The following is a 17,492-nucleotide window of genomic DNA, read 5'->3' on the forward strand; positions in this document are numbered from 1 at the left end:
CAAGTATCAAACCAGGTTTAACGGTGAGATAGCATGGTTACAGCGCTTGAGGCTCCAGCTAGCAAGCTGATTGAAAAGCTAGCTGAGTACTTGAAGAAGGAGGTTCCAGAGGTTAAGCCACCCGAGTGGAGTATCTTCGCTAAGACAGGCCCGCATAAGGAGAAGCCACCAAGCAACCCTGACTGGTGGTATTATAGAGCAGCCAGTATTCTCAGAAAACTCTATAAGGCTGGCGAGCCTGTAGGCCTCACGAAGCTGAGAAGAGAGTATGGGGGGAGGAAGAACAGAGGGGTACGCCCAGAGAGGTCAGTAGAGGCATCGGGTAAAGCGATAAGAGAGATATTAAAGCAGCTTGAGAGAGCACAGCTTGTCAGGCGGACCAGGAAGGGTAGGATTCTAACACCACAGGCTAGATCCCTAATGGATAGGCTTGCATTCGAGATCATGGTTGAGGAGAGCCGAGAGAACCCGGAGCTCGCTAAGTACCTCCCCGCCCAGGTAATACGCAGGTAGCTGGGGGTCTCCCCGTGCCAGCTGGAGATGAATACGGTAGCGAGTATGATGCAGAACTCGAGGAGTTGAGGAGGAGGAAGCTCGAGGAGCTACGGCGGCGCATGGAGGAAGAGAAGCAGAAGCGTGCAATCATAGATGCAACTCTAAGAAGAATACTGACACCTGAGGCTAGAGAAAGACTCAACAACTTGAGGCTCGTGAAGCCAGAGCTTGCAAGCTTGCTTGAAGAGCAACTGATAAATCTAGCGCAGAGCGGTAGAGTAAGAATACCTATAACAGATGAGTTTTTAAAGAAGCTTCTCTCAGAAATATACCAGCAGACTTACAGGGAGCCGAAGATAGAATTCAAGAGGAAATAGGTGTTAGAGAAATGGCTAGATTTAAGCATGTAGCTAGAAAGCTCAGGCTTGCAGCAGCCTTCAAGTCAAATAGCCCGATACCCGTATGGGTTACAATTAAAACGCGTTTAAGAGCTAGGAGAGGATTCAGGCTGAGAAACTGGAGGAGGAGTAAGCTTAAGAACATTTAGGGGGATATGAGCTATGAGTGAGTCAAAGCAGGTGGAGAAGACAGTACACGTAATACCCTTAAAGAGAGTGTTCTTCGGGCGGAGATCCAATAGGGCTGATAGAGCTATTAGATTGATAAGAAGGTATGTTGCCAGGCACTTCAAGGAAGCTGAGAGAATAATAATAGATCCAAGCGTTAACAGATATGTTTGGTCGAGGAGCCGTGAGAAGCCTCCGCGACGTGTACCTGTTGAGATTAGATTCGACAGGGAGAATAAGACTGCTAGAGTACTCTTGAAGAGAGTGAAGACTTAGCAGTAAACTTGTTATTTTAGATGCAATGTAAACACCATTTATAATGGATTGGAGGGTGGTTTTATTGGAGATAGTGAGGATGAGCTTCCACGGCAACTCTAATATAGGTGTCTACGCTTACACTAATAATAAGGTGCTACTGCTACCTCCAGGCGTGGGTAGAAGCGACGTAGAGGAGCTTGTAAGCGTTCTAGGCGTTAAAGCAGCCCTTGAATCAAGGATTGCGGGAACTCCTTTGAATGGAGTTTTTATCGCTGGAAATGATAACGCGATAATACTACCTAGAATCGTGTTCGAGGATGAAGTAGAGTACCTGCGCAGCCAGCTGAAGGATCTAGGCGTCGACATAGCAGTACACGTATCCCGCTCACGCTACACAGCGCTGGGAAATCTTCTCGCATGCAATAACAAGGGTTGTATAGCCAGCCCTCTAATGGATAAAGAAGACTTGGAGGAAATCCGCAGTATAGTTGGAGTAGAGGTTATTCAAGCCCGCTTAATGAACATGGATATACCTGGAAGCATACTCGTTGTAAGTGATAGAGGTGGAGTAGTACACCCTGATGTAGACGACCAGAGCTTAGAGTCCATTCAAGAGATCCTCGCTGTGAGAGTTGAACGCGCAACAGTTAACGCCGGCATCCCCTTCGTGAAGAGTGGTTTATTAGCTAATAATCACGGTGTAGTCGTAGGAGGAAATACAACCGGACCCGAGATACTTAGAGTGCGAAGAGGCTTCGGGGGTGGAGAGTAATGGAGGTTAAAACCTACAGGGTTACAGGCTACATGCTGGTGAGCCATGATAAATACCCTACATGGCAGAAGTTCACGAAGGAGCTGAGGGGGATTAACGAGAAGGAGGTTCTCGAGAAGCTCTACTCGATACTAGGCAGCAACCACAAGTTGAAGAGGTATCACATCAGAGTTGAGAGAATAGAGGAGATTGACCCGAGTGAAGCGAGAAGCCATTCTATAAGGCATATACTAAGCTTGGAGAGGATTGTAAAGCCATGAGCGAGGATAGGAGCAAGGGGACTATCTCACTTGAGGAGATAGCTGCTAGAATCAACGAGCTAAGGGAGTACGCTAACATGCTGGCGTCAACTATTAACACCTACGTCTCCCAGCAGAGGGAGCTCCAGCTAGCACTTGAAACCCTAAAGAACATGCCTGATGAAGGCGGATCGGGCTACGTGGTTATAGATCGGCTGTCAACAGCTATGATACCAGCTACTATAAGTGAGGGCTGGAGTAAAAGCATCCTAGTACACCTGGGGCTAGGGTACTACTTGAAGACAGATAAGACGAGTGCATCTGAAATAATCTCTAAGAAGAGTAGTAGCCTCGAGAAGCTTATAGCTGAGCTTCAGAGAAGATATAGGGTAGTCGTAGAGGAGCTTGAAAAACTGCAGAGCATTTTAACCCAGCTTACAGCTGGCGGGAGCAGGCTCGAGGAGACTAGTGGAGGATAAGGATAATTGTTCAAGAAGCTTAAAGCTGTTTTCTCCAGGTTCATTGAGACTGCATCAAGCTTCATATCCTCGAAGGAGAAGCTTCTAGAAGCTGTAGACGAGTTAAAACTAGAGCTTCTAGCAAACGATGTAGCCTACGAGGCAGCTGAGGATATAGCGTTAAAGCTAGCTAAGCTTATAGAAGAAGGCTCTATCAAGCGGAAAGAGGATCTCGTGAAAGCATTGAAAACCATACTCCTAGGGTACTTTGAGGGGCTAGGCAACCTGGACCTGGTATCCATGGCTGCAGCAAGACCCCCACTTAAAGTAGTCTTCCTCGGCGTGAACGGGGTCGGCAAGACCACAACGATCGCTAAGATAGCAGTCTACATGCGTGACAACGGGTTTAAACCCTTAATGATTGCTGCTGACACTTTCAGAGCCGGGGCTCAGGAGCAGCTTAAAGTACACTCTGAGAGAACAGGGATACCTGTGTTCACAGGCAGGTATGGCTCAGATCCAGCTGCACTAGCATACGATGCAATCAAATACGGGTTGAACAGGGGCTTCAACGTCTTCCTCGTGGATACTGCTGGTAGAATGCACGTAGACGTGGATTTAATCGGGGAGTTGAAGAAGATTGTGAGAGTAGTAAAGCCCGACGTGAAGATCCTGGTTGTAGACGCTTTAACAGGTAATGATGCATTAGAGCAAGCTAGATTCTTCAATGAAGCCGTCGGGGTAGATGGTGTTGTGGTAGCGAAAGTCGACGCTTACGAGGAGGGCGGGGTTCCATTAAGCATAGCTTACATCTTGAGAAAACCCATAATCTTCATCGGTGTAGGCCAGGACTACAAGGATTTAAAGCCTTTTAATCCATCCGAGTATGTCGACAGGATCATCTCTGCTTACAGCGAGTAGGTGTTTGAATTGAATCTTAGGGAGCTAGTAGACTCGTGGAGGAAGATTTTAGCTATTGCTGTGAAGCCTGAGCCAGACGAGTACTTAACTATACTGAAGATTAGCCTTCTAGGCCTCGCTCTAGTTGGAGGAATAGCTTTCGCTATAAGAATGATATTCTACACGTTCCTCTATCCCTACACGGGGTGAAGCTTTTGGCTGAGCAGGAGGGCCAGGATACCAGAGAAGTTAAGGTGTACGCTGTGAGGACAACTCTAGGTAGAGAGCTCGATGTAGCTTTAATCATGAGCACTAGGGTTGAAGAGAAGCTTTCAAGAGGCGAGGAGACTAGTGTCCGAGGGATAATTATACCTCCAGGTGTTAGAGGCTACGTGTTTATAGAGCTGGAAAAACTTAGCGAGCTCTACAGTCTAATAGCAGACATAAAGTACGTTAAAAGCGGGAGACCGGTGAAGGTATCCTTCGAGGAGCTTGAGAGAATGCTTAAACCTAAACCCGTCATCGAGGAACTTAACGTCGGGGATGTAGTCGAGATAACTAGAGGCCCCTTTAGAGGAATGTATGCTAGAGTATCTAGTATAGATAAGAATAAAAACATGCTCACAGTGAACATTTTAGAGGCTGCTTTCACAATACCCATAACTATTCCAGGTGATTACGTGAGGAAGACAAGTAAGGGTGCGTAGAAATGGTGGAGAAGACTATAAGAGTCATGGTGGAAGGAGGGCGGGCGACACCAGGGCCTCCACTAGGCCCTACTCTCTCCCCATACAAGCTGAATATTCAAGAAGTTGTTAAAGCAATCAACGATGCTACAAGAGACTTCGAGGGGCTTACAGTCCCAGTAGAGATAGTAATCGATACTGAGACGAAGAAGTTCCAGGTGCGAGTCGGGATACCTACAACTACAGCCCTCTTAATGAAGGAGGCTGGCGTCAAGCAGCCTACAGGGGATCCAGGCCACCAGAAGATAGGTAATATAAGCTTCGAGCAGGCGGTGAAAATCGCTATACTCAAGAAGGATTCACTGACAGCTAAGACACTTAAAGCGGCGGTTAAAACTATTCTAGGATCGGCTAGATCAATCGGGATAACTGTTGACGGAAAGGATCCAAGAGAAATACAGAAGCTGATTGATACTGGTGCATACGATGAAATACTCTCAAAGTACGAGGAGGAGTGGAGTAAAGGTGGTGGGTGATGCCAGCCTACACGCGTGAAACCATAGTGAACGCTATAGAGAAAGCCTTAAAGCTAGGCGGAGAACGGGGATTCAAGCAGAGCGTGGAGATGGTAGTAGTGCTTAAGGATATCGATGTTAAAGGGCAGGCTGGGAGAATAAGGGAGTACGTAGTGCTACCTAAGGGTAGAGGGAAGGAGAGAAGTATCTGTGTTGTAGCAGACGGCGAGATAGCTGTGAAAGCCCGTGAAGCCGGGGCGAGAATCGTGCTGACAAGCCAGGATCTACAAGGTTTAACCAAGAAGCAGGCTAAGAAGATAGTGGATCAATGCGACTGGATACTTGTAAGAACAGACTTAATGTCCCTGGTGGGGCGCACTCTAGGCCCAGCAATGGGTCCAAGGGGGAAGGCACCAGTGCCTCTACCAGCATCAGCTGACATAGCTGGATTAATCAAGAGGTACGCTAATACAGTTGTTGTTAGAGTCAAGGATCAACCCCAAGTAATGACTTCAATCGGTGCAGCAGATATGAGTCCAAGCGACCTAGCTGATAACGCTCTAGCAGTACTCTCCACTCTAGAGTCAAAGCTACCCTCAGGGGTAGCTAATATTCGTAAAGTAGTATTCAAGACTACAATGGGGATGCCGGTGGAGGTGTAGTTCCATGAAAGCTTTAACAAGGGAGCTGCCTGAGTGGAAAGTCAAGCTTGTAGACGAGCTCGCAGAGCAGGCTAGGAGGTACAGGACTATACTAATAGCTGATGTGACAGGGATACCGGCAAGCCACATACAAATGCTGAGGAAGAAGCTACATGGGAAAGCTGTTCTAAAAGTCGTTAAGCCTAAACTGCTAGGAATAGCTTTAAGGAAAGCTGGAATAGACTCGAGCTTATTCGAGGGTCACTTAACAGGCCAGCTTCTAGCCATATTCACAGATCTCAATCCATTCGAGCTGACACTAATGATGGATAAACTTGTGACGAGAACCTACTTTAAGCCCGGGGAGAAGACTCCCGTAGATATCGTTATACCAGAAGGTAATACTGGTATCCCGCCCGGCCCAATGCTAAGCGTGTTCGGGAAGCTGAAGATACCGACGAAGGTTCAAGGCAACGTCATCTATGTGGCAAAGGATACTACGGTAGCTAAGTCAGGCGACGTAGTCTCTAGTGAGCTGGCAAGCCTCCTCCAGAAGCTCGGCTTAGCTTTAAAGGAGATAAAGCTGAGACCTAAGCTCGCTTATGATGGAATCCTGATACCAGGCGATAAGCTGATATTAAACCTAAAGGAGTACGAGGACGAGGTAGCCTCAGCCCACCTCGATGCATTAAAGATAGCTGTTGAAATAGCGCTCCCAGACCCCGCGGTCCTACCGTTAACTATAAGCAGGGCTCACAGGCAGGCAGTAGCATTAGCTGTGGAAGCAGGCTTTACAACACCAGAGACCATTGAAGCCGTGCTGCTGGCAGCTATTGCGAAAGCAAACGCTTTAGCTGCTGAGGTAGCCAGGCTCTCCCCGGAGCTAGGTATTGAGGTGAAGCAGGCTCCAGCTACACCCGCTGCTTCAACTACCAGCAGCGAGAAGAAAGGGGAGGAGAAAGAAGAGTCTAAGGAGCTTAGTGAGGAAGCACTCTCAGAAGGCTTCTCAGCACTCTTCGGTTAGAAGCCTCTCTGCCCTCCGCCTTAACACCACTACTCGCTTCATTGAAGCTTTAAAAGTCCCTTTTAAGCTTATAATACGCCAGTGCTTTAGTTGGGGAGGTGGTGAGGTATAGAATACATATATGCATCCCTACTACTGTACAAGGCTGGAAAAGAGATAAGCGAGGAGAACGTGAAGAAAGTGCTCGAGGCAGCTGGAGTTCAAGTCGATGAAGTAAGAGTTAAATCTCTTGTAGCAGCAATAAAGAACATTGATATAGCTAAAGTACTAGAGCAGGCATCTATAGCACCTGTAGCAGCAGCCCCGGTTCAAGCTGCACCAGCGGCGGCAGCACCTGCTGGCGGAGAGAAGAAAGAGGAGGAGAAAGAAGAGTCTAAGGAGCTTAGTGAGGAAGCACTCTCAGAAGGCTTCTCAGCACTCTTCGGTTAAACCACTTGGAATCCAGCTTGGTTTAGCTATTAATGTTTTTATAGCTACTTACGTTGAATCACAGTGTAATCTGGAATCCATTGGTTAAGGGTTTTTGATCATGAGTGATGCAAACTTAGAGTATCTACGAAGATATGGCTTCGAGAGGTATAAGTGCAGGAAGTGCGAGGGAGTAATATGGAGCAGGGTACCGAGGGAGACGTGCCCTGACATACCCTGCAGTAAATACGAGTTTCTCTACAAGGACTACAAGCGTGTGAGGCCTTTAAGCCTCCAGGAGGTTAGGGATAAATTCATAGGGTTTCTTAAATCAAGAGGGCATGGTGTAGTAGACCCCTACCCTGTTCTAGCTAGGTGGAGGAACGACTTATACCTCACTATAGCCTCAATAGTAGTCTTTCAGCCAGCGGTCACAGACGGCATAGTTGACCCGCCGTTCAATCCGCTCGTCATAATCCAGCCTTCTGTGAGGCTCAGCGATATAGATAACGTGGGGTTGACTTTCGGAAGACATTTAACAAGCTTTGAAATGGGGGGTATGCACGCTTTCAACAAGCCGGGTAAATTCGTCTACTGGTCTGAGGGAATACTCGAGAATACAGTAGACTTCTTCACAAAGGAGATAGGCATAGACCTAGACGACCTGGTCTTCAAGGAGGGCTGGTGGGAGGGGGGTGGCAACGCCGGGCCAGCTCCCGAGGTACTAGTAGATGGCATGGAGCTAGCTACACTAGTACACATGAAGTACAAGGTTGTAGACGGCAAGTATATTGATAACCCTGTCCTGGTAGTCGACTGCGGCTACGGTATTGAGAGAATAGCCTGGTTTACTCAGAGGACTCCTACAGGCTTCCACGCTGTGTACGGGAGGTTAGTCAACGAGTACAAGAATGTGCTTGGAGTCGAGGAGCCAGACTACGATCTACTGAAGAAGACAGTCTACATGCTCAGCGATAGAGAAGTGAAGAGCATTCAGGAGTACGAGAGGCTTATACGGGAGCTCGGCTTCACCGATAATGTCGGTGAATTCGTTAAAACAGTATACTTGTACAGCACGCTGGATCACGCGAGGACAATAGGCTTAATGCTCTCTGATGGCATTGTACCCTCGAACACCGGGGAAGGGTATCTCGCTAGACTAGTAATCAGAAGAATGCTTAGAAACCTCGTGAAGCTCGGTGTTGAGCCCAGCCGGCTCGTAGACGTAGCCCAGGAGCTGCTTGACAGGCAAGTGAAGTACTGGAAGGGCGACTACATCTACGGTAAGCTTGAAAAGCATAGAGACTACATTACTGATGTAATAGCTGTTGAAGCAGGCAAGTTTATTGATGCAGTAAGCCGTGGTATAGATGTCGTGGAGAGACTTCTGAAGAAGGGGAAGGGGCTTTCAGCAGACGACTTGATAACAATCTACGATTCCTACGGTATCCCGCCTGAACTTGTAGCCGAGAAAGCTGGAGAACACGGTATTAAAGTAGAGGTACCCGGAGACTTCTACTCTAGGATAGCTCAAAGACACTCTTCACCCTCAACACTTGTAAAAGAAAAAGAGCACGAGCTCCCAGCTGATGTAGTTAAATGGGCTTCAAGTTTCCCTGCAACACGTAGAATCTTCCATGAGAACCCGTATCAAACCACATGTGAGGCTAGAGTTCTAGGAGTCATGGGGAGGTACATAGTACTGGATGGAACCGTAATGTACCCGTGGGCTGGCGGGCAGGACCATGATACAGGCTTCATAGAGGTGGATGGCAGAAGGTATACTGTCGAGTACGTCGGTAAGGTCGGCGATGTAATAGTGCATGTATTAAAGGAGCCCCCTGAGATCACGGAGGGCAAGGTAGTGAGAGTCCTAGTAGACTGGTATAGAAGGTATAGGTTGATGAAGCATCACACAGCAACACACATAGTGCTTGCAGCAGCCCGTGCTGTTCTAGGCAGCCATGTATGGCAGGCTGGAGCTGAGAAGACTGTTGAGAAGGCTAGACTAGATATCACTCACCACAAGTCTCTTACACAGGAGGAGGTAGAACGCATAGAGGACTTAGCTAACAGGATCGTGGAGGATAGAGTAAACCTAGTCTTCCACGAGATGAATAGGTTTGAAGCTGAAGCTAGATACGGGCTTAGAATATACCAGGGTGGAGCCACGTACACCCCGATCCTCAGGATAGTGGAGATACCTGGCTGGGATGCACAGGCGTGCTTCGGTACTCACGTATACAATACAGCAGAGGTCGGGGGAATCAAGATAATCAACGCTGAGAGAATACAGGATGGTGTTATAAGACTAGAATTCACGGCTTCAACCAGGCTTGTAGAGCAGATGCGGCTGCAAGCCGAGGAGAGAAGAAAAGTACTGTCAATCCTAGGCAGCAGCCAAGGTGATCTAGTCTCAGCTGCAGGCAAGATAGCCAGGGATTACGCTGAATCCAGGAGGCTCTTAGACGAGTATAGGAGTCTACTGGCTGGAATACTCACTTCTAAAGCTCTATCAAGTAGAACCGAGATATGCGGTCTAGAAGCCGTGTATCTAAAGCTACCACTAGTAGATGAGAAGCTTGTGAGAAAGCTTCTCGAGGACCTCTCACTAAAGCACGGCTTACTCACAGTAATAGAAGCAGGGGATTTAATTGAGATAGCCGTGAAACCAGAGAAAGCATTAGAGAGAAACCTGGATCTAAGAAGAACTGCTAGGAAGCTAGTAGAGAAGGGTTTAAGAGGAGGAGGCAGGCAGGATCATGTAGCCTTAAAGAAGACACGTGAACTCAGCGAGGAGGAGATTCTAAGCGAGCTGAAAGCCTCACTGTGCACCACGTAAACCACCCCATTAGAATAACCTCTTATTTCTCAACTAGAAGCCACCCTCTTCTCTACCTCCAGCTAAGTCAAGTCGTGGAAAGACCCAAGTTAATCCTCCAGCCCGACTCCCCCAGCGCTAATAAAATAAAATATAATACCCTCACGTATTAATTACAATACCTACCAGGGGCCCGTCGCCTAGCCAGGATAGGGCGCCGGCCTTCTAAGCCGGAGGCCCGGGGTTCGAATCCCCGCGGGCCCGCTACCCCCTCCCCCTTCTAGTAGAATAAACGCTTAGCTAGAGCTTCCACACGCCTTCTTCTACAGCTAGCATAGCTTGTAGAGAGAATTAAAGCCTTAATAGATAAGTACTCGTAGATGTATAAGAGGCTAGGGTTAAGGGGGCATGACTACTGTAGGAGCTGAAAGCGATAAGATATTCTTTAAGTCTAGTGATGGACGAATAATAATAGTGAACGATGACTTTCTATCAACAAGCTTGATCCAGCCGAATAGTGTTGACTTAATAGTTACATCTCCACCATACAATGTTGACATTCACTATGAATCTTTTAGAGACAATATACCGTACGAGAAGTACCTTGAGTTCACTGAGAAGTGGTTGAGGAAAGCTCTCAGCCTTGTGAAACCCGATGGAAGAATGTGCTTGAACATACCGCTTGATAAGAGCAAGGGGCGCAGGGAGGAGGGATTTCACAGCGTCTACGCTGACATCGTGTATATCGCTAAGAAGGTCGGCTGGAAGTACTTTAGCACGATCATATGGAATGAAGGCAACATCTCAAAGAGGACTGCATGGGGGTCTTGGCTTAACGCTAGAGCACCCTACGTTATATCCCCGGTTGAAGTAATAGTAGTATTATATAAGGAGACATGGAGAAAGCAGAAGACTGGTAAATCCGATATATCTAGAGAAGAGTTCATAGAGTGGACTAACGGGGTATGGGTATTCCCTGGTGAAAACCGGAAGAAAATAGGGCATCCCTCTCCATTCCCACTGGAACTCCCAAAGAGATGCATCAAGCTCTTCAGCTACGTAGACGACCTTATCCTAGATCCATTCCTCGGCAGCGGGACTACTCTTATCGCGGCAGCACTACTGAATCGGAGAGGTATAGGAGTAGAAATCAGCCGAGAATACTGCGAGCTCGCGAAAAAGAGATTAATAGAGGAAGGTAGAATCCACCAGAAGAAGCTAGTATAGTAGATGGAGATGCTTCGAATTGTAAAAAGTTAACCTATTCAGCTATAGACTGCAATCCATTTATCTAAAGCGTAGATACCCAGTTTCTAAATCGCATACGGCTTCAACCGTAACCAAAATCTACCAAAGCGTAGACAGAATCAACCCTAGAATTATCATGTACTTCTAGAGTTATCATTAAAAATACATGCCTTCTCGACTCTCTCCTAGAAAGCTTACAACTGGCGGCTACATGTCTTCTAAAAGCGCAGTAGCTACTAGTAGCGGCTAAAGCTTGAATATATCTGTTGTAAAGCAGGTGGAAGGATTAATCAGCTTCTAAGAACCTGTCTCCCCGCGGATAAGTTAGCTGGGAATATTATTATCCTTGCTACGTGTACTCCTGTAACTGGTGGTTGGTATTGATAGAGAGGGAGGAGATTGTAAGGAATGCAGTCCGCCCTACCGCTGAACTCATGGCTGCCTCCGCTATAACTGCACCTAAAGCTAGAGGAGTCGATAACATCGAGGTGAAGATACTCGATGAGAGAGCAGAGCTAGAAGCACTAGCCAGCAGGATGGAGGAGCTTGCACCACTATACGGGGACTTCTTTAAGCGTGATGCAGGCAGCGTTAGAAGCTCTCATGCAGTACTATTAATCGGCTGCAGGATAGTTGACTTCAATCTACGAAAACCAGAAGACTACCCACTAGACCCCAGCATTGTATGCAGCCTGCTAAACCTAGGTATAGCTGTAGGCTCCGCGGTAAAAACAGCTTCAAACCTCAACATTGATAACAGGGTAATGTATAGTATAGGAGTTGCAGCACGAAGCCTAGGACTAATGAGCTCTGATATAGTTATAGGTATACCGTTAAGCATCCACGGGAAGAACATATACTTTGATAGAAAAGCGGTATAAATGACTTGATGCAGGCTATACGTAGGCTTAAGTAGCTTCCACCACGCCGAGGAATATTAAACCACTATTCAATCGCGAACAGTACTCTATGCGAGGGTACAAGTTTACTGAAGACTTAACGAGAAGTTGAATTCTATCCTACAATACTGCTATCTGATCTCACCGCTGAGAAGCTTAGCTTTATTTTATTTCCTTCCTCTAGGAATAATGGTTTATGTTACTTCAGGGGGTAATCTATGAGAGTACTAGTACTGCTTGCTGATATTTCAAGCCTTATAGTTGTGCTCGGCTTAATGATGCTGAGTGTCCCTTTAGTTGACTTTATATTCAGTGAACCTATATCCTTGTACTTCGTGTATTCATCGCTGGTGTATACTTCGAGCGGTCTCCTCGCGGTGCTACTGTTGAGGAGAGTGGGGAGGGTGGGGGAGACAGGCTTTATGGAAGCCTACTTAGCTTCTGCTCTCTCATGGCTTCTCATACCGTTTCTCGCAGCGATACCGCTCCACCTTGAGATAGGAATACCGTTAATTGACGCATTCTTCGAGAGTGTTTCAGGCTTCACGGGCACCGGTCTCACTGTTATCAGCGACTTAGATCACCTTAAGAAGAGTATTAACTGGTGGAGGGCACTCATGCAGTGGAGCGGCGAGTTAGGCTTCGTAGTGTTCGCTATGACTATAATACCGTTCTTCTGGAGGTACGGCTACATACTCTACAGTATTGAGAGACCTGTGAGAGTAATGCACTCGCTGAGGCAGACAGCGAAGAGGATTGCAGGGATCTACGTGTTCTTCACTCTACTCGGCGTAGTCCTCCTCTACTACTCTGGTGTCAACCTCTACGACTCGGTAATACATACTATGACAGCGATAGCTACAGGCGGCATGAGCAACTACAACCTCAACTACGAGGCTGTATACGACTACGCTCCTCTCAGTGTTATCCCTGCAATACTAGTCATGGCTGTAGGCGGCGCGAACTTCCTCGTGCTCAGCCAGCTAATGGACTTCAAGTTTAAGGAGGCTTCTAGAAGCGAGGAGTTAAGATACTATACTATAGTAATGGCTGCTCTCTCAGCTGTTACTACCCTACTCCTAGCTATCCATGGAGTACACTATACTACACCCCTCGTGCTCGGCGTATTCAATACTGTATCAGCAATGACTACCACAGGGTTCAATATAGGTAATGTAGGCGGCTTCCCAGCGGATGTGAAGATGATGCTAATACTAGCCATGTTTATTGGTGGAATGACTTTCTCAACAGCTGGAGGAATTAAAGTCTACCGGCTCGTCATTCTACTAAAGAAGCTGAAAGCCTATAGCATCTCAATGCTACTACACGGGAGAGTGAGCCCGCATGTCACAGTAGACGGTAAGATTATTGATGACGAAGAAGTATCAAGCGCCCTCCTCCTAGTGATCCTCCATGCAACCGTAGTAGTTGCAACAGCTTCAATCGTGAAGATAGCTATGCCTGAAGCAGACTTCCTTGACGCTTTATTCGAGGCTACATCAGCCACCAGTGATGTCGGGCTTTCAGCAGGCTTAACATCAGCTTCAATGCCGCTAGCAGCTAAAGCAGCATTAATAGCTGGAATGTACATTGGGAGACTCGAGCATCTCCCAATACTCATTCTAGTAGGCTACACTGCAGGTAGAAGCATATATAGAGCCTTTAAGAGCTAACCTCAGCTATGCGGACCTCTCAGCATCAATTTAAGCTTATACCCGGATTCCATCTTCATCGGCTACTAGTAAAACACACCCTAGAACACCTATTTTAAAGAATCCATTGAGCTGCCATTAGAGAAACTGATGGGGATTCAGGCGGGTAGTTGCCTCAGGCTTAGAGTAGGCTGCTAGCTATGAGGGAACCAGCTCTCACGTGGAGTATATTTACTCTTCCTCTCCACGCCTCCAAGTTTCCTCAGGCTTATACTCCTTCATCCATAGCTCGCGTGCTCTACGCTTCTTAATAGTATATATTTCTCTTTCAACGTATCTGTATACTGATGAGTGGGTTCTACCTTTAATGAGCATTTCTACTGCTGTACGGGCTACTTCAGCAGACTCGTAGTCTCCTATAATAGCGATATACGGCTCGTAAACTGAGATGTATGTTCCTGTGACCTCTTCTAGAACCCTGCGAGCTCTTCCTTCTTCTCCTATGACTCTCCCAAGCACCCTCTTAATGTGGTTTGGCTTATCGCCAACATACTGCCTGGTATCCACAACCTCTAAGACTTGATCCTCCTCTAGAAGCCGGAATGCTCTTTCAGGGCTGAAACCATATGCAATGGCTCTTACCACGTCTCTAGCCTTCATTAACTCCAGTACTGTTGTCTCAGGGAGAGCTGGCTCTATTATAACTCCGCCTCCCTCAGAGTCTATAGTTATAACTGTACGCGTACGCTCCTCCAGCTCTCTTTTAACTCTACCGTTAGAGCCTAGTAAAACCCCAATCCTCTCTAATGGGATCTTCTCGTAGAGCCTGGTTACACCTGGAAGAAATCTTCCTTCTCTATCCCTCTGCATTCCTTGACGACCCCTAGAGTTTCCTCAAAGCTTAGTGTTTTCAGACCAGCCTCACTACTGAAAAACCTGTTAATATTCCTTATATCTCTCGCCAGCAAGTCCTCGGCGTTCGGGTGGGATAAGTCTACTGCCTGCCCAACGTCTATTACTACTACCCTGAGGTCGGGTGTCACCATTATATTGTACTCTGAGAGGTCCCCGTGAACCAGCCTTGCTTTACAGTATATTTTAACGAGCTCAGTGATCACTTGATGGTAGATACTTTCAAGGTCGGCTGCCTCGAGATCCCTGTAGGCTTCTATGAGTAGAGGGTATCTGACGCCTTCTACACCCATAAACTCCATTACAACAACATTATTCTTGAAGGCTATGGGTCTAGGTACTCTAACCCCAGCATCCCACATTCTCTTCAGGTTACCGTACTCCTTTCTCGCCCACGCGTAGATCAGGTCCCGTGTGCTCCTAGCCTTCAAGCCTGTGAAGCGGGGGTCTCCTCTAATATACTTGTAGATGCCTTTCTTGAATTCAGCTGTACTCGTATAGTATATCTTGAGGGCTAGGTACTCGTCGCCGAATCCTCTAGCTAAGTATACTCTAGCTTCTTTTCCAGCACTTATAACCCCGCTTATTCTTCTAATAATCTTCTTTCTCATCAACTCGAGGATACTAGCTACTGTCGCCATGTCGAATACTTCTTCAACAGTCTCGAAGAGATCTCTATCCTTCTCTAAAGGCTCGTCTCTCCTCCCTAGAAGCCTGTCTACGTCATCTCTACTCATATTAGTTCACTTATAGCATCAATGAACTCTTTTGGGACCACGCCTTTCTCAACGAGCTCGGCTATCTCGCTTCTCTCATACCTGTGGATGACGTCAGCTTTATCGGATGTGTGATCCCATAAGCCTACTAGTACTATGTCGCCTTCGGTTATCCAGATCTTCCTCCTCATCTTGCCTGGTATCCTCGCCTTCCTGTCAGCGCCGTCAAGGCATTTTACTAGAAGGTATCCTCCGCCAAGCTGCTTTACAACCCCGCATATCATTGTTCCCTCCTCGGGGCTGGGTAGAGGTATCTCCTCGCGTCTCTCTACGTTTTGATTACGCTTACTACTCAGATTCCCCACCTCTATTAAGCTTCAACAATACTTCTCTATCACCACTACTAACTATTATAACTCTATCCCCGGGCTTTAACAGATAGCTTCCAGGGTCTAAACGATGCTCTCTAACCTCCCCGGTCTCCTCGCTCAGCAGGTATACTGTCGACTTATCTACAGCTGTCACAGTGTAGGCTTCTCTACTAACTGATACTCCGCGGGGCTTTTTGATCAGGCTGCTCCAGTAGCCTGATAGCGGGGCTTTAACCTCTACGCCTGACTCCAGGAGAAGTATTCTAAGGTATCCGTCTGCAACCTGCTCGACGACCCCAAGCTTCCCGTTATACTCGATTATATCTCCTTCCTCTATGACGGGTATTCTAGCAGATATTGTTAGCACGCCACTCCACCTCCCTCTCCTTGAATCATACCTCACGCTCTTGAATGACTCGGTTAGCTTAGCTCCAAACTTTCTTTCAAGAGTACCGGCGTATCTCCTAGCTGATACTATATCCTCGAACTTAGCGTCGAAGCCATCCTTCAATTCTTCTACTTCCACGAGGCTGCTGGTTAACCCGAGATCCTGGAGCAGTGAGTATACTCTCCTGTAGAGGCTGGAGGGCTTCCCGGCTGGGTCGAATCTTACTTGAACGAGGGCTTCATGCCTGCCAGTACTTCTCCTCAAGCATCTATCGCAGACCCTGTAGGCGAGTTTAACTTCAACTGGCTCCTCGACTTCAATACTATGCCTTCCCACCTTGAGTGATAGACGGGCTCTTACAGTTCCCCCGCTTAAATCTGCTTCTGAATCATATTCTGGTTGAACATCTACTAGCTCGACCTCTTCATTGAGGAATCTGCGTAGAGTATCCAGTAGTATTCTTCTCAAGACTTCTCTAGTGTCAGCGGGCGGGTGCCATGCCCCCTTGAAGTACCAGGAGCCGCATTTAGGGCATACTACTACTTCTACTCTAGGCTTGCTTTTGAAGACTCCATGGTACTTCAGGTAGCAGTCTATACAGTACCCTCTAACCAGGTCTTCACCAGGTACTTCTCTACCGCACTTCACGCAGAAACGCTTGCCGCTCAAGTGGAAGAGCCTCCGTTGATACTCACCTAGATTCTCGTGAACATGGCTACAGGTACTCCTTTAACTCTTAGAACAGCCTCCGGGTGAACTAGGCCTCTATCAATAGCGATTCTCACAATGTTCTCTCCTGCGATATTACCGATTGTAGCGTTACTTAAGACTTCAACAGCTTTCTCGATGTCGACTAAATCCCCCTTGTAGAAGCGTGGATCAATATCTAGGACTACGTTAGCCTCTTGATCCACGAGGCGTAGTCCCAGCACGTCTTCATCGCATGCTGCAACTACTACTTCACCTTGAACCTCGTATCTCTTAACGTATACTCTCACCCGGCTACCCACGTGAAAGCACCTTTAACCTAGAAGGCTGGGAGGGTTGTCTCAGCGCCACAGGCATCGCATCTAAGCAGGAATACCTTCCCCTTCTTAATGAGCCTTGTGTGCATTGACCCGCAGGTACTACACCTCACGTACATGTTGGCGAATCTAGATAGCAGCTGGTTGATAGCAGAGGGGTTGAATCTTCCTTTCAACTCCAGCTGGCCGGCTGGATTAATAGAGCTGGGTACATTCAGCTCCTTCATAAAGTACCTTCTCAGTAAGTCTTCATCCCTGTTCAAGACGTTAGCTATCTGCTTAAAGTTCTGTATAATCGTTTTATCACCAATTACTAGCACGCTTGCCTGGGGTATCTCAAATACCTCGCTACTGCCACGTACTCCACCAAGCTTCCTGTAAGCTCTCTCAATGAGCTCCTCGTAGCTAGGCAGCCTGCTTGAACTCATACAGCATGCACCAAGCTATTGATTAACATTTTCAAGGCTAATATACACGGGATATTAAGGGGGTTACAGT

Annotated in this window: 24 protein-coding genes and 1 tRNA gene; 19 read left to right on the plus strand and 6 right to left on the minus strand. The window is 47.3% G+C overall.

The features are described from left to right. Positions 1-33: 33 nt before the first annotated feature. From OWQ48_06460 to OWQ48_06550, 19 genes are all read left to right on the plus strand, one after another. Positions 34-513, plus strand: a complete 480-nt coding sequence (locus OWQ48_06460; GenBank protein MCY0868847.1) for a 30S ribosomal protein S19e — start codon at positions 34-36, stop codon at positions 511-513. A 14-nt stretch (positions 514-527) separates the two neighbouring features. Next, positions 528-872, plus strand: a complete 345-nt coding sequence (locus OWQ48_06465; protein ID MCY0868848.1) for a DNA-binding protein — start codon at positions 528-530, stop codon at positions 870-872. 11 nt (positions 873-883) lie between these two features. Next, entirely contained in the window at positions 884-1,042 is a 159-nt protein-coding gene (locus tag OWQ48_06470; GenBank protein MCY0868849.1) for a 50S ribosomal protein L39e, read from the plus strand. A gap of 13 nt (positions 1,043-1,055) precedes the next feature. Further along, positions 1,056-1,337, plus strand: coding sequence for a 50S ribosomal protein L31e (locus tag OWQ48_06475; GenBank protein ID MCY0868850.1), 282 nt, complete (start codon positions 1,056-1,058; stop codon positions 1,335-1,337). A gap of 64 nt (positions 1,338-1,401) precedes the next feature. Beyond that, the gene (locus OWQ48_06480) at positions 1,402-2,091 is read left to right on the plus strand and encodes a translation initiation factor IF-6 (protein ID MCY0868851.1); all 690 of its coding nucleotides are present in this window, start codon (positions 1,402-1,404) and stop codon (positions 2,089-2,091) included. Then, complete coding sequence (gene rpl18a / locus OWQ48_06485; protein ID MCY0868852.1) at positions 2,091-2,351, plus strand: 50S ribosomal protein L18Ae; 261 nt, start codon at positions 2,091-2,093, stop codon at positions 2,349-2,351. The genes OWQ48_06480 and rpl18a overlap by 1 nt, the downstream gene beginning before the upstream one ends. Further along, on the plus strand, positions 2,348-2,809 hold the full coding sequence (locus OWQ48_06490) for a prefoldin domain-containing protein (protein MCY0868853.1): 462 nt from the start codon (positions 2,348-2,350) through the stop codon (positions 2,807-2,809). Before rpl18a ends, OWQ48_06490 begins: the two co-directional genes overlap by 4 nt. Positions 2,810-2,815: 6 nt before the next feature. After that, a complete protein-coding gene (gene ftsY, locus OWQ48_06495; GenBank protein MCY0868854.1) occupies positions 2,816-3,709 on the plus strand; it encodes a signal recognition particle-docking protein FtsY in 894 nt (297 codons plus the stop codon). Positions 3,710-3,718: 9 nt separating this feature from the next. Continuing rightward, positions 3,719-3,898, plus strand: coding sequence for a protein translocase SEC61 complex subunit gamma (locus tag OWQ48_06500; protein MCY0868855.1), 180 nt, complete (start codon positions 3,719-3,721; stop codon positions 3,896-3,898). Between the two features lie 5 nt (positions 3,899-3,903). Next, on the plus strand, positions 3,904-4,395 hold the full coding sequence (locus OWQ48_06505) for a transcription elongation factor Spt5 (protein ID MCY0868856.1): 492 nt from the start codon (positions 3,904-3,906) through the stop codon (positions 4,393-4,395). A 2-nt stretch (positions 4,396-4,397) separates the two neighbouring features. Further along, a complete protein-coding gene (locus OWQ48_06510; GenBank protein ID MCY0868857.1) occupies positions 4,398-4,910 on the plus strand; it encodes a 50S ribosomal protein L11 in 513 nt (170 codons plus the stop codon). Beyond that, on the plus strand, positions 4,910-5,551 hold the full coding sequence (locus OWQ48_06515) for a 50S ribosomal protein L1 (protein ID MCY0868858.1): 642 nt from the start codon (positions 4,910-4,912) through the stop codon (positions 5,549-5,551). Before OWQ48_06510 ends, OWQ48_06515 begins: the two co-directional genes overlap by 1 nt. A 4-nt stretch (positions 5,552-5,555) precedes the next feature. Next, on the plus strand, positions 5,556-6,554 hold the full coding sequence (locus OWQ48_06520) for a 50S ribosomal protein L10 (protein ID MCY0868859.1): 999 nt from the start codon (positions 5,556-5,558) through the stop codon (positions 6,552-6,554). 108 nt (positions 6,555-6,662) lie between these two features. After that, positions 6,663-6,983: a 50S ribosomal protein P1 gene (rpl12p, locus tag OWQ48_06525; protein MCY0868860.1), complete on the plus strand. Its 321-nt coding sequence runs from the start codon at positions 6,663-6,665 to the stop codon at positions 6,981-6,983. 100 nt (positions 6,984-7,083) lie between these two features. After that, a complete protein-coding gene (gene alaS / locus OWQ48_06530) occupies positions 7,084-9,804 on the plus strand; it encodes an alanine--tRNA ligase (GenBank protein ID MCY0868861.1) in 2,721 nt (906 codons plus the stop codon). Between the two features lie 168 nt (positions 9,805-9,972). Continuing rightward, positions 9,973-10,047: transfer RNA gene (locus OWQ48_06535), tRNA-Arg, on the plus strand. A 144-nt stretch (positions 10,048-10,191) separates the two neighbouring features. Beyond that, positions 10,192-11,010, plus strand: a complete 819-nt coding sequence (locus OWQ48_06540) for a site-specific DNA-methyltransferase (GenBank protein ID MCY0868862.1) — start codon at positions 10,192-10,194, stop codon at positions 11,008-11,010. Between the two features lie 401 nt (positions 11,011-11,411). Then, a complete protein-coding gene (locus OWQ48_06545) occupies positions 11,412-11,912 on the plus strand; it encodes a DUF2148 domain-containing protein (protein ID MCY0868863.1) in 501 nt (166 codons plus the stop codon). A 236-nt stretch (positions 11,913-12,148) separates the two neighbouring features. Beyond that, on the plus strand, positions 12,149-13,603 hold the full coding sequence (locus tag OWQ48_06550) for a TrkH family potassium uptake protein (GenBank protein MCY0868864.1): 1,455 nt from the start codon (positions 12,149-12,151) through the stop codon (positions 13,601-13,603). Positions 13,604-13,813: 210 nt separating this feature from the next. On the opposite strand, the gene OWQ48_06555 is transcribed toward OWQ48_06550, so the two are convergent. Genes OWQ48_06555 through OWQ48_06580 form a run of 6 tightly spaced genes read right to left on the minus strand, consistent with a single transcriptional unit; the run spans position 13,814 to position 17,422 of the window. Next, complete coding sequence (locus tag OWQ48_06555; GenBank protein MCY0868865.1) at positions 13,814-14,452, minus strand: KH domain-containing protein; 639 nt, start codon at positions 14,450-14,452, stop codon at positions 13,814-13,816. Then, positions 14,413-15,231 (minus strand): serine protein kinase RIO, encoded by an 819-nt coding sequence (locus OWQ48_06560; GenBank protein MCY0868866.1) that lies wholly within the window; start codon positions 15,229-15,231, stop codon positions 14,413-14,415. The genes OWQ48_06555 and OWQ48_06560 overlap by 40 nt, the downstream gene beginning before the upstream one ends. Then, the gene (locus tag OWQ48_06565) at positions 15,228-15,575 is read right to left on the minus strand and encodes a translation initiation factor aIF-1A (GenBank protein MCY0868867.1); all 348 of its coding nucleotides are present in this window, start codon (positions 15,573-15,575) and stop codon (positions 15,228-15,230) included. Before OWQ48_06565 ends, OWQ48_06560 begins: the two co-directional genes overlap by 4 nt. Further along, positions 15,559-16,638 (minus strand): 60S ribosomal export protein NMD3, encoded by a 1,080-nt coding sequence (locus tag OWQ48_06570; GenBank protein MCY0868868.1) that lies wholly within the window; start codon positions 16,636-16,638, stop codon positions 15,559-15,561. Before OWQ48_06570 ends, OWQ48_06565 begins: the two co-directional genes overlap by 17 nt. Before the next feature lie 26 nt (positions 16,639-16,664). Then, entirely contained in the window at positions 16,665-16,979 is a 315-nt protein-coding gene (locus OWQ48_06575; GenBank protein MCY0868869.1) for a DUF424 family protein, read from the minus strand. A gap of 17 nt (positions 16,980-16,996) precedes the next feature. Then, a complete protein-coding gene (locus OWQ48_06580) occupies positions 16,997-17,422 on the minus strand; it encodes a translation initiation factor IF-2 subunit beta (protein ID MCY0868870.1) in 426 nt (141 codons plus the stop codon). Positions 17,423-17,492: the final 70 nt, after the last annotated feature.

This window comes from Desulfurococcus sp., assembly GCA_026626905.1.
Lineage (GTDB): Archaea > Thermoproteota > Thermoprotei_A > Sulfolobales > Desulfurococcaceae > Desulfurococcus.

Bases quoted from the DNA above. Each gene is read 5' to 3' on its own strand.
- OWQ48_06460 (MCY0868847.1), top strand. From the start codon at position 34: ATGGTTACAGCGCTTGAGGCTCCAGCTAGCAAGCTGATTGAAAAGCTA.
- OWQ48_06470 (MCY0868849.1), top strand. From the start codon at position 884: ATGGCTAGATTTAAGCATGTAGCTAGAAAGCTCAGGCTTGCAGCAGCC.
- OWQ48_06475 (MCY0868850.1), top strand. From the start codon at position 1,056: ATGAGTGAGTCAAAGCAGGTGGAGAAGACAGTACACGTAATACCCTTA.
- rpl18a (MCY0868852.1), top strand. From the start codon at position 2,091: ATGGAGGTTAAAACCTACAGGGTTACAGGCTACATGCTGGTGAGCCAT.
- OWQ48_06490 (MCY0868853.1), top strand. From the start codon at position 2,348: ATGAGCGAGGATAGGAGCAAGGGGACTATCTCACTTGAGGAGATAGCT.
- OWQ48_06510 (MCY0868857.1), top strand. From the start codon at position 4,398: ATGGTGGAGAAGACTATAAGAGTCATGGTGGAAGGAGGGCGGGCGACA.
- OWQ48_06515 (MCY0868858.1), top strand. From the start codon at position 4,910: ATGCCAGCCTACACGCGTGAAACCATAGTGAACGCTATAGAGAAAGCC.
- OWQ48_06520 (MCY0868859.1), top strand. From the start codon at position 5,556: ATGAAAGCTTTAACAAGGGAGCTGCCTGAGTGGAAAGTCAAGCTTGTA.
- alaS (MCY0868861.1), top strand. From the start codon at position 7,084: ATGAGTGATGCAAACTTAGAGTATCTACGAAGATATGGCTTCGAGAGG.
- OWQ48_06540 (MCY0868862.1), top strand. From the start codon at position 10,192: ATGACTACTGTAGGAGCTGAAAGCGATAAGATATTCTTTAAGTCTAGT.
- OWQ48_06550 (MCY0868864.1), top strand. From the start codon at position 12,149: ATGAGAGTACTAGTACTGCTTGCTGATATTTCAAGCCTTATAGTTGTG.
- OWQ48_06555 (MCY0868865.1), bottom strand. From the start codon at position 14,452: ATGCAGAGGGATAGAGAAGGAAGATTTCTTCCAGGTGTAACCAGGCTC.
- OWQ48_06560 (MCY0868866.1), bottom strand. From the start codon at position 15,231: ATGAGTAGAGATGACGTAGACAGGCTTCTAGGGAGGAGAGACGAGCCT.
- OWQ48_06580 (MCY0868870.1), bottom strand. From the start codon at position 17,422: ATGAGTTCAAGCAGGCTGCCTAGCTACGAGGAGCTCATTGAGAGAGCT.